The organism is Geodermatophilus sp. SMS 5-13 (assembly GCF_059428245.1).
This window is the reverse complement of record NZ_CP165729.1, coordinates 1,825,352-1,837,532: the sequence shown is the minus strand read 5'-3', so window position 1 is coordinate 1,837,532 and position 12,181 is coordinate 1,825,352. Positions and strand designations below refer to the sequence as shown.

Sequence of the window (12,181 nt, the reverse complement as noted above, 5' to 3'; positions counted from 1 at the left end):
GGCGCTGCCGTGGGGGCCGGCCGGCTCACCCGGCGGGCGGCAGCACCCGGCGATCCTGCAGCACCCGGAGCCAGTGCCGGAACGACTCCTCGGTGTCGTAGGTCTCGCAGAAGCCGGCCTGCTTGATCTTCACCGTGCTGACGAAGGCCGGCGGCGGGAGCTGGGTCGCGCCGTAGGCGAAGCAGAAGTCGGCGTAGAAGTGCGATTCACCGAGCAGGTCCGGCATGGGAATCGGGCGCAGGTCGTGCCGCTGCACGATCCGGTCCCACACCCCGGCCCGGGCCGGGAGGAACTCGGCGAGGCTGACCGGCTCGTCCGGCCCCACCTCGACGCCGAGCACCTCGGCCAGGGCCGGCCACAGGTCGCGCCACTCGAAGACCTCGCCGTTGGTGAGGTTGAAGTGCTGGCCGTCGGCCTGCGGTGCGGTGGCCGCCCAGCGGATGGCGTGCGCGACCAGCCGGGTGTCCACCGCCTCCCACACGTAGGACACACCGCCGGGGAAGCCGAACGGCCGCCCCTCCTCCCGGCAGATCGCCGCGTAGGCGCCGATGACCGGCGGGAGGTTCATCACCACGCCGTAGTTCGGCCCCACGATCAGCTGCGGCCGGAAGATCGTGTACCGCAGCCCCCGCTGGGCGGCCTTCTCCTGGAGGTAGTCCTCCTGCAGCCAGTAGAAGTTCTCGTGCTGGTCCCGCGGCATCCGTTCCCGGGCCGGGACGCGCATCGGGTGCACGTGGATGCCGTAGGCCTTCGTCCCCTGCAGCAGCGTCACGTGCTCCAGCGCCGCGTCACCGGCCAGCGGCTCAAGCAGGTTCTGCAGCATCGCGAGGTTGGTCTGCATCTGGTCCCGCTCGGTCCAGCCGGCGATCAGCCCGGGCTTCTCGAACACCGCGGCGTAGACCACGTGGCTGACGTCGCCGAGGTCGGCGACGGCCGCCTTGCACGCGGCCTCGTCCTGCAGGTCGAGGGGCAGATGGGTGAACTCACGGTCGGAGAACACCTCGGGACGGCGGCGCGAGACGGCGACGACGTCCCAGTCCTCCTCCAGGAAGGCGTCGACGGCGGCGGCGCCCACCAGCCCGCTCGCCCCGGCGATCAGCACCCGCTTGACCATGATCTCCCCCTGCGGCTCGGGATCGGCTTCCCGACCCTGACGCTGTCAGCGGGCACGACCGGGCACAAGCCCGTCAGCAGATCCGGGGCAGCTGCTCCCCCACCGGCAGGTCGACGACGCGGGTGCCGCCGAGCCCGGTCCGGGCGACCACCATGCCGGGGTGCTCGGCGACGACCCGCCCGATCACCGCGGCACCGGCGCCGAGCGGGTGGGCGCGCAGCGCGTCCAGCGCCGGCTCGGCGGCCTCCGGCGGGACGACGGCGACGAGCTTGCCCTCGTTGGCCACGTAGAACGGGTCCAGCCCGAGGATGCTGCAGGCGTCGGCGACCTCCGGCGGCACCGGCACCTGGCTCTCGACGATCGCCATCCCGACGCCGGCGGTGCGCGCGATCTCGTTGAGCGCGGCGGCGAGCCCGCCCCGCGTGGGGTCGCGCAGCGCGTGCACGTCGCTCCCGGTCGCGAGCACCGCGGCGACCAGGTCGTGCAGCGGCGCGGTGTCGCTGCGCACCGTCGTCCCGAACTCCAGGCCCTCCCGGCAGCTGAGCACCGCCACCCCGTGCACTCCGATGTCGCCGCTGACGAGCAGCACGTCCCCGACGTGGGCACGGCCGGGCCGGATGTCGACGCCGTCGGGGACGACGCCGATCCCCGCCGTGTTCACGTAGACGCCGTCGCCGTGGCCGGCGTCGACCACCTTCGTGTCCCCGGTGACCAGCCGCACCCCCGCCGCCCGGGCGGCCTCGCCGAGCGCGGTGGCGACCCGGCCCAGCTCCTCCAGCGCCGTCCCCTCCTCGAGGATGAACGCCGTCGACAGCGCCAGCGGCCGGGCCCCCGACATCGCCAGGTCGTTGACCGTGCCGTTGACCGCGAGGTCGCCGATCGACCCGCCGGGGAAGAACAGCGGCCGGACGACGAACGAGTCGGTGGAGAACGCCAGCCGGACGCCGCCGACGTCGAGCACCGCGGAGTCGGTCAGCTCGCCCTCGGCCCCGAACGCCGGCCGGAACAGGTGCTCGACCAGCTCGCCGGACATCGCCCCGCCGCCGCCGTGGCCCATGACGATGGTCGGCGAGTCGGCCAGCGGCAGCGGGCAGCTCCAGGCCGCGAGGTCCGGGCGGTCGACGTCGGGGCGGTCGATCAGCTCAGCCACGGCTGTCCACCAGCTCCAGCCGCCGGTAGTGGTAGTAGGCCGCGCAGGCGCCCTCGGAGGAGACCATCGTCGCGCCCAGCGGGTTGCGCGGCGTGCACTCGCGGCCGAACGCCGCGCACTCGTGCGGCTTGATCAGGCCCTGCAGCACCTCGCCGGAGCGGCAGATGCTCGACTCGGCGGTGGAGATGCCACCGACGTCGAAGCGGTGCTCGGCGTCGAACTCGTGGTAGCGCTCCGAGAGCCGCCAGCCGCTGGCCGGGATGACCCCGATCCCCCGCCATGCCCGGTCGGTGACGTCGAAGACGTCGGCCAGCATCGCCTTCGCCGCCGGGTTGCCCTCGGCCGGCACCACGCGGGGGTAGGCGTTCTCCACCTCGTGCCGGCCGGACTCCAGCTGCAGCACCGCGCGGCGGATGCCCTCGAGCAGGTCCAGCGGCTCGAAGCCGGTCACCACGATCGGCACCTCGTACTTCTCCGCCAGCGGCGGGTACTCCGTCGTCCCCATGACGCTGCAGACGTGACCGGCGGCCAGGAAGCCCTGCACCCGGCAGGACGGCGACTCCATGATCGCCGCGATCGCCGGGGGCACGAGCACGTGGCTGACCAGCAGCGAGAAGTTGCGGACGCCGAGCCGGCGGGCCTGGTAGACGGTCATCGCGTTGGCCGGCGCCGTCGTCTCGAAGCCGATGCCGAAGAACACGACCTCACGGTCGGGGTTCTCGCGGGCCAGGTGCAGCGCGTCCAGCGGCGAGTAGACGACGCGGACGTCGCCGCCGGCGCCCTTCACCCGGAACAGGTCGGAGCCGCTGCCGGGGACCCGCAGCATGTCGCCGAACGAGCAGAAGATCACCCCGGGGCGGGCGGCGATCTCCAGCGCCTTGTCGATGACCTCCAGCGGCGTCACGCAGACCGGGCAGCCCGGGCCGTGGATCATGTCGATCGAGTCGGGCAGCAGCTGGTCGATGCCGTGCCGGATCAGCGAGTGCGTCTGACCGCCGCAGACCTCCATCAGCGCCCAGCGGCGCGTGGTGATCGCCCGGATCTGGTCCAGCAGCCGGCCGGCCAGCTCGGGGTTGGCGAACTCCTCCAGGTACTTCACGGTCGCGCCTCCACTCCCGCCTGCCGCGCGGCGGCGGTGAAGCCGTCGCCGAACTCCTCCTCCAGGACGCCGAGCTGCTCGAAGGCCTCCAGCGTCTGCCGCGCCGACTCCTCGTCGAGGTGCTGGATGGCGAACCCGACGTGGACGATCACCCAGCCCCCGACCGGCACATCGGGCACGTACTGCAGGCAGACCTCCTTGCGCACCCCGCCGAAATCGACCTGCGCCATCGGTGTCTCGTCGCGCTCGTAGACCGACACCACCCGTCCGGGGACCGCCAGGCACATCCGTCTCTCACCTCGCTCCGGGGCGCCGGTCGGCCGAGCAGGCGGCGACGAGCAGCTGCCCCAGGGCCAGCCCGCCGTCGTTGGGTGGCACCAGCCGGTGCCTCAGCACGGTGAAGCCGTCCTCGGCCAGGGCCCGCCCGGCCGCGGAGAGCAGGACGGCGTTCTGGAAGACCCCGCCGGTCAGCCCGACCGTCGACAGGCCGCGCTCGGCGCGGACCCGCCGGGCCAGCTCGACCACGAGGACGACGAGGGCGGCGTGGAAGCGGGCGCCGACGATCTCCACCGGCACGCCGGCCCGGACGTCGGCGGCCACCGCGCGGATCACCGGCCCGGGATCGGCGACGAGCAGCCCGGCGTCGGGCAGCCCGAACCGGTAGCCGGCGACGCCGTCGAGCCCGACGGTCCGGGTGCGGGCCTCGAGCTCCATGGCCGCCTGGGCCTCGAAGTCGACCACGTGCCGGACGCCGGCGAGCGAGGCGACGGCGTCGAAGAGCCGGCCCGTGCTCGAGGTCGGCACGCAGCCGAGACCGGTGCGCAGCTGGTGGGCCAGCGCGGTCCGCTCGGCGGGCGGGCACGCGGCCACCGGGGGGAGATCCTCGGTCCAGGGGACGCCGGCCGCCCGGAGATGGGCCAGCGCCATCCGGTACGGCCGCTGCACCGCGGCGTCCCCGCCGGCGAGCGGGACGTAGCCGAGGTGGGCGGCGCGGGTGAACCCGGCGTACCCGGCGACGAGCACCTCGCCGCCCCAGACCGCGCCGTCCGTGCCGTAGCCGGTGCCGTCGCAGGCGATCCCGATGACCGGCTGGTCGTCGTCCCACCGGTGCTCGGCGAGCAGGCTCACGACGTGCGCGTGGTGGTGCTGGACGGTGCGCACCGGGCGGCCCGCCGCCCGCGCGTGCGCCCACGCGCGGCTGCGGTAGCCGGGGTGCGCGTCGGCCGCCAGCAGCCCGGGACGCACGCCCGTCAGGTGCTGGAGGTGGTCCGCGGCGGCGGTCGCGGTGTCCCAGGTGGCGAGGTCCTCCATGTCCCCGATGTGGCCGGACAGCCAGGCGTGCCGGCCGGCGCCCACCGCGACGGTGTTCTTCAGGTCCGCGCCCGCCGCCAGGCTGGGGGGCACCGGGACCGCCAGCGGCACCGGCAGCGGCGCGTAGCCGCGGGAGCGGCGCACCGGCAGGGCCTCGCCGTCGACCACGCGCACGACCGAGTCGTCGCAGGGCACGTGCACGGGCCGGTCGTGGCGCAGCCAGGCGTCGGCGAGCCCGGCCAGCCGGGTCCGCGCGTCGGCGTCGTCGGCGGCGAGCGGCTCGCCGGAGAGGTTGCCGGAGGTCATCACCAGCACGCCGGGGCCCGGACCGTCGGGTCCGTCGCCGAGCAGCAGGTGGTGCAGCGGGCTGTAGGGCAGCAGCACGCCGAGGTCGGGGTTGCCGGGGGCGACGGCGTCCACCACGGCGGCGCCGGAATCCCGGCGCGGGAGCAGCACGATGGGGCGGGCCGGCGAGGTGAGCAGCCGGGCGGCGACGTCGTCCACGACGACGAGCCGCCGCGCGGTCGCCAGGTCGGGGACCATCACCGCGAACGGCTTGGCGCCGCGCCGCTTGCGGGTGCGCAGCAGGGCGACCGCGTCGGCGTCGGCGGCGCGGCAGGCCAGGTGGTACCCGCCGATGCCCTTCACGGCCACCACTGCGCCGGCCGCGAGCAGCCCCCGGGCCGCGGCCAGCGCCGGCTCGGTGCCGGTGACCGTCTCGCCGCCGGGCCCGACCAGCTCCAGCCGCGGCCCGCACACCGGGCAGGCGATCGGCTGGGCGTGGAAGCGGCGGTCGGCCGGGTCGGCGTACTCGCGCGCGCAGTCGCGGCACATCGCGAAGCCGGCCATCGTCGTGTTGACCCGGTCGTAGGGCAGGTCGACGGTGATCGTGAACCGCGGCCCGCAGTTCGTGCAGGTGATGAACGGGTGCCGGTAGCGCCGGTTGCCCGCGGTGTTCAGCTCGGCCACGCAGTCGTCGCACGTCGCGACGTCGGGCGAGGCGAGGGTGCGCGCGGACGCCGACACGGCGGAGGCGACGATCTCGAACGACCGGTCGCCGCGCAGCGGCAGCTCGCGCTCGGAGACCTCCTCGATCAGCGCCAGCGGCGGCGCCTGCGACCGGAGCCGCGCGCCGAAGTCGGCCACCGCGGTCGCGTCGCCCTCGACCTCGGCGACCAGGCCGCCGGTGTCGTTGCGCACCGAGCCGGTGAGGCCGAGCCCGGTCGCCAGGGCGTGCACGAACGGCCGGAAGCCCACGCCCTGCACGACCCCGCGCACCTCGAACCGGCGCCGCGAGCGGACGGGCGGGGCACGCCGCTCGCGCAGGCCGGCTCCGGCGGTCACATCCGCGCGATCTTGAAGTACCGGGTCAGGGCGGGGAACTCCTTCCACGCCATGGCGGCCAGGACCGCGAGCGGCAGGACCAGCAGCCACTTGGGCACGTACACGGCGGCCTCCTTCACCCCGGCGGCAGGTTGGGCATGCTGGGCAGGACGGTGTCGTGCCGCTTGGGCGCGACCCCGGTGGAGCGGCGGGCGTCCGCCGTCCCGTCGGCGTGATGGCCGACCTGCTTGGCGTACGCGCCGGGCGCGTTGCCCTGGTGCACGCCCTTCGTGTGCGACGTGGCGTCGGGCCGGACGTCCGGTGTGCCGACCTTGATGCCCATGCCTCCTCCTCTCAGCGGGTCTCCCGGAGCCCCGCGAAGAACTCCCCGACCGCCGGCCAGACCGTGCTGCCGCCGGAGAGGCCGCGCCACTCCCGCCGGATGAGCGCCACCAGCCGGTAGCAGTCGTCGATCGGCACCAGCCAGTGCTCGTCGGCGCCGCGGGCGGTGTGCACCAGCAGCGCCTGGACGGCGGGCGCCATCCCGGCGAGCGGCGGGCAGCGCCGCGCGACCTCCGCCCAGGTCTCCGGGTCGAGCTCGTGCCGGGTCGCCCCGATCGGGCTCGGGTAGTGCGCGACGACGGTGCCGTCGAGCGCGCGGACGACGTAGACCAGCCCGACCGGGACGCCGAGATCGGCCGGGACGTCGGTCAGCCGCAGCCGGGTGTCCGGGATCAGCCGGAAGTGCCCCCGGCCGGCCGCCTCCCGCTCGAACAGCAGGCTGCACGCCCGGCAGGTGCACAGCGGCTCGTCGCGCTCCTCGTCCAGCAGGTGCCGGTGCCGCTCGGGCAGCCCCAGGCCGCACAGCTCGCAGCGCGGGTCGTCCCGGCGGACCGGCGGGCGCCGGGCCAGGCGCTGGAGCGCGCCGGTGCTCACGCCGGGACCCGGCGGGCCAGGCTGTCGAGCGGGATGAACGTCGCCCGGCGGGGGGCCTCGGCCGTCATCGTCTCCACGGCCACGAGCTCGGGCGCGGCGGCCAGCAGCACCTCCCGGAGGGCTGCCTCGAGCTCGTCGGGCGCGGGCGCGCCGCACCCTCCGCCGCCGGTCACCCGCACCTGCGCCGTCCCGGCCGTGACGCCGAGCAGCTCGAGGTCCGCCCCGGCGACCCGCTCCCCCACCGTCGCGAGCGCGTGCCGCACCCGGACGTCCACCGGGTCGGGGTGCAGCCCGTGCACCAGCAGCAGGTGGCCGAGCAGCGGATCGGCGGTGAACGCCTCCGGGGACCGGGCCAGCAGCAGCGCCCGCGAGAGCGCCGCGCCGTAGATCTCCACGACGGCCGCCACCGCCTCCAGGGCGAGCTCGCCGGCCGGGCCGGTCAGCTGCTCGACCCGCGCGAGCAGCTCGTCGAGCTCGGCCAGCCGCCGCTCGACGTCGGCGTCGTCCCGGCCGGCCGGGTCAGCCATGGCTGGCGCCGAACATCGGCGAGTGCACCGTCTTCAGCGTCTTGCCGCCGCCCAGGTACATGTGCACGCCGCAGGGCAGGCACGGGTCGAAGCTGCGGACCGCCCGCATGATGTCCACGCCGCGGAAGTCGTCGGGCCCGTTCTCCTCGAAGATCGGGGTGCCCTGCACCGCGTCCTCGTACGGGCCGGGCGTGCCGAAGCTGTCCCGGGGGCTGCCGTTCCACGGCGTCGGCGGGTACGGGTGGTAGTTGGCGATCTTGCCGTCGCGGATCACCAGGTGGTGCGACAGCACGCCGCGCACAGCCTCGTGGAACCCGCAGCCGATCGACTCGTCGGGCACCTCGAACTCCTGGAAGACCTTCATGTCGCCGGCGTGCATGCGGGCCATGGCCTGCTCGAGGAAGAAGACGGCCATCGCCGCGGCGTAGGCGACGAAGTACACCCGGGCGCGGTCGCGCTCGATCGCGTTGGACCACGGCGGGATGCGCCACTCCAGGGTCTGCTCCGGCAGCGTGTGGCTCCTCGGCAGGTTGATCTGCACGCTCGCACCGGTCGACTTCACATACGGGGTGTCGACCCGGTTGGCCAGCGCGGTGGCGTACAGCCGGGCGAACGCGCCGCCGCCGGTGTCGAGGGCGAGGTGCTCGCCGGTGGTGGGGTGCTTCCAGCGCGGGCTCATCACCCAGCTGTAGTTCCCCTCGAAGTCGCGCTTGGCCGGCGCGGGCAGGGTCGTCTGGTTCCACGGGTGGCGGATGTCGATCGGGTTGCCCAGCGGGTCCCGGTCGACGAACGGCGCCTCGCCGGTCCAGTCCTCGTAGAAGGAGTGGCCCAGCAGGATGCGCAGGCCCAGGTTGATGTCGACCAGGTTCGTCGTCACCAGCTGGCCGTCGACGACGACGCCCGGGGTGACGTACATGGCCTTGCCCCACTCGTTCATCGACTCGTAGCGGTAGTCGACGACGTCCGGGTCCTGGAAGGCGCCCCAGCAGCCGAGCAGCACTCGCCGCCGGCCGACCTCCTCGTAGCCGGGCAGCGCCTCGTAGAAGAAGTCGAAGACGTCGTCGTTGAGGGCGACCGCCTTCTTCACGAAGTCCAGCACCGACAGCAGCCGGGACAGGTAGTCGGTGAACAGCGTCGGCTGCGGCATCGTGCCGACGCCGCCCGGGTAGATCGTCGACGGGTGGACGTGCCGGCCCTCCATCAGGCAGAACATCTCCCGGGTCACCCGGCTGACCTTGAGCGACTCCCGGTAGACCTCGCCCTCGAACGGGTTGAACGCCCGCAGGATGTCGGCGATCGTCCGGTAGCCGTGCACGCCGGCGTGCGGCGCCTCGGTGTTCTCCGCGCGGGCCAGCACGCTCGGGTTGGTCGCCTTGACCATGGCCTCGCAGAAGTCCACGAAGACCAGGTTGTCCTGGAAGATCGTGTGGTCGAAGACGTACTCCGCGGCCTCGCCGAGGTTGGTGATCCACTCGGCCATGGGCGGGGTCTTGATGCCGTAGGCCATGTTCTGCGCGTAGACCGAGCAGACCGTGTGGTTGTCGCCGCAGATGCCGCAGATCCGGCTGGTGATGAAGCCGGCGTCGCGCGGGTCCTTGCCCTTCATGAACACCGAGTAGCCGCGGAACAGCGACGACGTGCTGTGGCACTCCACCACCTGCCGGTTGGCGAAGTCGATCTTCGTGTAGATGCCCAGGTTGCCCACGATCCGGGTGATCGGGTCCCAGGCCATCTCGACGAGCTGGCCGGGCTCGGTGCCGCCGCCGGGAGCTCGCTCGGTCATCGTCATCGTGGGCTCACCTCTCCTGGGCGGTACCGGGGGTCGTATCCGGTGGTCAGCGCCTCGCGGTTGTGCCGCCACTTCGGTTCCTTGTTCGCCGTGGCGTTGGTGATCCCGCGCAGCCGCCGGACCAGGGCGCCGTACGGCTTACCGAGCAGCGAGGAGAGGCTGCCGCCGGGCGGCATGTCCATGAACGGCATGAACTTGTCGGGGAAGCCGGGCATCGTGCAGCCGATGCAGATGCCGCCGACGTTGGGGCAGCCGCCGATCCCGTGCATCCAGCCGCGCTTGGGCACGTTGCAGTTGACGACCGGGCCCCAGCAGCCGATCTTCACCTGGCACTTCGGCGAGTTGTAGTCCTGCGCGAAGTCGGCCTGCTCGTAGTAGCCGGCCCGGTCGCAGCCCTCGTGCACGGTCTTGCCGAAGATCCACTGGGGGCGCAGCAGGCTGTCCAGCGGCGGGGCGGGCGCGGTCCCGGCCGCGTGGAAGAGCAGCCAGGTGAGCGTCTCCATGAAGTTCTCCGGCTGCACCGGGCACCCGGGCACGTTGACGATCGGCAGCCCGCCGGCGGAGCGGAAGTCCCAGCCGAGGTAGTCGGCCAGCCCCATGGAGCCGGTCGGGTTGCCGGCCATCGCGTGGATGCCGCCGTAGGTGGCGCAGGTGCCGATCGCGACGACCGCCCACGCGCGCGGGGCGAGCTGGTCGATCCACCAGTTGAGGGTCAGCGGCTCACCGGTGGCGAGGTCGTTGCCGAACGAGGTCCAGTAGCCCTCGCCGTTGATGTTCTCGTTCGGGATCGAGCCCTCGATCACCAGGACGAACGGGGCGCCGAGGTCGTCGCGGGCGGCGGCCCGGTAGGGGGCCAGGAACTCCTCGCCGCCCAGGCTCGGGTCGAGCACCTTGTTGTGCAGGTGCACCCTCGGCAGCCCGGGGACCAGGCCCAGCACGACGTCCTCGATGGCCGGCGAGTCCGAGGCCGTGATGGACACCGTGTCCCCGTCGCAGCTCATGCCCTCCGAGATCCAGAGGATGTGCACCTCCTCCACGCCCGCGGTGCGCTGCTGCGGGTCGGCGACCGTGCCGGTCATCGGGGCCTCCTGGCGGTGGTGGGGATCTCCGGGGTGAGCAGGTCGGCGGCGGTGTCGGCGACGAGGCGGACGGCGGGGTCGACCGCCGCCCGCACGGCCGGCGACAGGCCGAGCCCCTCGTCGAGGACAGCGGGCCGGCAGCCGACGACGACGGCCCGGCGCAGCGACCCGCCGAGGGTGCGCAGCAGGTCGAGGACCGCCACCGGGGTCATGCCGTGGCCGTCGACCGCCGCGGCCCCGGCCGGCACCCCGTCCAGGGGCACCTCGAGGACGGCGAGCGTCCCCGGCGGCTCGTCGAGGGGGACGGCGTCGACCAGCACCAGCACGTCGTGCCGCCCGTCGAGCAGGTCGAAGGCGAGGTGCACGCCGCGGATGCCGTAGTCGGCGACGTCCACGCCGTCGGGCAGCGGCGTCGTCGCCAGGCGGCGGACCACCTCGACGCCGAAGCCGTCGTCGCCGAGGAAGACGTTGCCGATGCCGGCGACGAGCACCCGGCCGGAGGGGCCAAAATGGCCATTTTGGCCGCTCATGGCAGGGCCTCGATCTCGTCGGGCGTGAACTGGTAGTGCCGGCCGTACCAGCGCAGCAGGTCCGCGCCGGGGTCGTCGTCGAGGGTGACCGCCACGAACCGGCTGCCGTCGACGTCGTCGAGGACGTCGTCGACCGTGGCGGTCCGCCCGTCGAGGAAGAGGTCCTGGGCGTCGGTGCCGTGGCGGCGGGGGCGCAGTCGCACCCGGCTGCCGGGGGCGATCCGGACGCCGCCGACCAGGAGCTGCTCGGGCTCCCGGCGTACCGGCCGCAGCGAGCGGACGGCGCCGTGCAGCCGGGCGAGCACCTCGTCGGGGAGGGTGTCGACGCGGTCGAGCAGCGCCGCGGCCTGCGGATCGGTCGCCCGCGCCTCCCGCTTCTCCTCCTCGGTCAGCGTCAGCGTGCGCAGCGAGAGGATCTCGTCGATCTCGCCGGAGTCGAACAGCGGCCCGGGGCTCTCCGGGGCGATCCGCGGGTGGTCGTACAGGATGATCGGCGAGGACAGGACGACATCGGTGCCATGGCCACGGCCGCACAGCACCGGGAAGGTGTGCACGTTGCGGCAGGCCTGCGCGGCGTCGGCCGCCCACAGCGGCGGGTCCAGCAGCGAGAGGAAACGGCCGCCGCGCACCCCCAGCAGGGTGTGCGCGGCGACGAGCGAGACCCGCAGGGCCTCGGGCCGGGACGGCGACAGCTCCCCCGAGGCGTTCGCCACGACGCAGCGCAGCCGGTGCAGCCGGAACGGCGCCGCCGCCGGCTCGACCTCGAGCCGCAGGCTCACGGGCACCGGCCGGCTCTCCCGCACGACGCGGCCCGCCCCGTTCCCCAGCGGCTCGACGGTCCGCTCCCCCGGCGCGGTGAACGCGACGTCGTGCGCGTGCAGGTCCCCCAGCCGCGCGACGACGTCCAACTCGCGCGGCAGCGCCTCGTCGAAGGAGAGGTGCCGCTCGCCGTCGACCTCCAGCTCCTCGACGGCGGTCCACCCGGCGCCGGTGCGGCGCTCGACGGTGCGCCGCAGCACCTGGAGGAACCGCAGCCGCACGGCGATCTCGGCGTCGTCCCGGCCCTCGACCAGGACCTCGGTGCGCTGCTGCCAGGCGTCGGCGGACCCGGCCACGCCGTCGTCGGGAGGACCGGCGGCTTCGACGAACGGCCGCGGGGCGAGGACGCCGAACTGCCAGCGGACGCGGTTCTTCGCCGCCGACCGGCGGTAGGGGTAGAGCAGGTAGCCCTCGTAGAGGACGGCGTCGGCGACCGCGCGGGCGGCGTCGAAACCCTCCCGGATCACCGCGGGCACGACTGCGGGGCCGTCGTCCGACGGTCCT

12 protein-coding genes are annotated in these 12,181 nt (G+C 74.1%); all 12 read right to left on the bottom strand.

Annotated features, from left to right (window positions below; all coding sequences use genetic code 11):
- Nucleotides 1-25: 25 nt before the first annotated feature.
- Complete coding sequence (locus AB3388_RS08930) at nt 26-1,114, bottom strand: SDR family oxidoreductase (protein ID WP_495410407.1); 1,089 nt, start codon at nt 1,112-1,114, stop codon at nt 26-28.
- 73 nt (nt 1,115-1,187) lie between these two features.
- Nucleotides 1,188-2,264, bottom strand: a complete 1,077-nt coding sequence (hypE, locus tag AB3388_RS08925; protein WP_495410406.1) for a hydrogenase expression/formation protein HypE — start codon at nt 2,262-2,264, stop codon at nt 1,188-1,190.
- Entirely contained in the window at nt 2,257-3,363 is a 1,107-nt protein-coding gene (hypD, locus tag AB3388_RS08920; RefSeq protein ID WP_495410405.1) for a hydrogenase formation protein HypD, read from the bottom strand. The genes hypE and hypD overlap by 8 nt, the downstream gene beginning before the upstream one ends.
- Complete coding sequence (locus tag AB3388_RS08915) at nt 3,360-3,650, bottom strand: HypC/HybG/HupF family hydrogenase formation chaperone (RefSeq protein ID WP_495410404.1); 291 nt, start codon at nt 3,648-3,650, stop codon at nt 3,360-3,362. The genes hypD and AB3388_RS08915 overlap by 4 nt, the downstream gene beginning before the upstream one ends.
- Nucleotides 3,651-3,657: 7 nt before the next feature.
- Nucleotides 3,658-6,018, bottom strand: a complete 2,361-nt coding sequence (gene hypF / locus AB3388_RS08910) for a carbamoyltransferase HypF (RefSeq protein ID WP_495410403.1) — start codon at nt 6,016-6,018, stop codon at nt 3,658-3,660.
- A 115-nt stretch (nt 6,019-6,133) separates the two neighbouring features.
- Nucleotides 6,134-6,340 carry a hypothetical protein gene (locus AB3388_RS08905; RefSeq protein WP_495410402.1) on the bottom strand — a complete coding sequence of 69 codons (207 nt, stop codon included), beginning with the start codon at nt 6,338-6,340 and terminating at the stop codon, nt 6,134-6,136.
- A gap of 11 nt (nt 6,341-6,351) precedes the next feature.
- Nucleotides 6,352-6,933, bottom strand: a complete 582-nt coding sequence (locus AB3388_RS08900) for a DUF5947 family protein (protein WP_495410401.1) — start codon at nt 6,931-6,933, stop codon at nt 6,352-6,354.
- Nucleotides 6,930-7,460 carry a NifU-related iron-sulfur-binding protein gene (locus AB3388_RS08895; protein ID WP_495410400.1) on the bottom strand — a complete coding sequence of 177 codons (531 nt, stop codon included), beginning with the start codon at nt 7,458-7,460 and terminating at the stop codon, nt 6,930-6,932. Before AB3388_RS08895 ends, AB3388_RS08900 begins: the two co-directional genes overlap by 4 nt.
- Nucleotides 7,453-9,249, bottom strand: a complete 1,797-nt coding sequence (locus AB3388_RS08890; protein ID WP_495410399.1) for a nickel-dependent hydrogenase large subunit — start codon at nt 9,247-9,249, stop codon at nt 7,453-7,455. Before AB3388_RS08890 ends, AB3388_RS08895 begins: the two co-directional genes overlap by 8 nt.
- The gene (locus AB3388_RS08885) at nt 9,246-10,328 is read right to left on the bottom strand and encodes an NADH-quinone oxidoreductase subunit B family protein (protein WP_495410398.1); all 1,083 of its coding nucleotides are present in this window, start codon (nt 10,326-10,328) and stop codon (nt 9,246-9,248) included. The genes AB3388_RS08890 and AB3388_RS08885 overlap by 4 nt, the downstream gene beginning before the upstream one ends.
- On the bottom strand, nt 10,325-10,858 hold the full coding sequence (locus AB3388_RS08880) for a hydrogenase maturation protease (RefSeq protein ID WP_495410397.1): 534 nt from the start codon (nt 10,856-10,858) through the stop codon (nt 10,325-10,327). Before AB3388_RS08880 ends, AB3388_RS08885 begins: the two co-directional genes overlap by 4 nt.
- Nucleotides 10,855-12,153 (bottom strand): hypothetical protein, encoded by a 1,299-nt coding sequence (locus AB3388_RS08875; RefSeq protein ID WP_495410396.1) that lies wholly within the window; start codon nt 12,151-12,153, stop codon nt 10,855-10,857. The genes AB3388_RS08880 and AB3388_RS08875 overlap by 4 nt, the downstream gene beginning before the upstream one ends.
- Between the last annotated feature and the right edge of the window lie 28 nt (nt 12,154-12,181).

Coding starts and splice junctions, on each gene's coding strand:
- AB3388_RS08930 (WP_495410407.1), bottom strand. CDS start 1,114: ATGGTCAAGCGGGTGCTGATCGCCGGGGCGAGCGGGCTGGTGGGCGCC.
- AB3388_RS08915 (WP_495410404.1), bottom strand. CDS start 3,650: ATGTGCCTGGCGGTCCCCGGACGGGTGGTGTCGGTCTACGAGCGCGAC.
- AB3388_RS08905 (WP_495410402.1), bottom strand. CDS start 6,340: ATGGGCATCAAGGTCGGCACACCGGACGTCCGGCCCGACGCCACGTCG.
- AB3388_RS08895 (WP_495410400.1), bottom strand. CDS start 7,460: ATGGCTGACCCGGCCGGCCGGGACGACGCCGACGTCGAGCGGCGGCTG.
- AB3388_RS08890 (WP_495410399.1), bottom strand. CDS start 9,249: ATGACGATGACCGAGCGAGCTCCCGGCGGCGGCACCGAGCCCGGCCAG.
- AB3388_RS08885 (WP_495410398.1), bottom strand. CDS start 10,328: ATGACCGGCACGGTCGCCGACCCGCAGCAGCGCACCGCGGGCGTGGAG.
- AB3388_RS08880 (WP_495410397.1), bottom strand. CDS start 10,858: ATGAGCGGCCAAAATGGCCATTTTGGCCCCTCCGGCCGGGTGCTCGTC.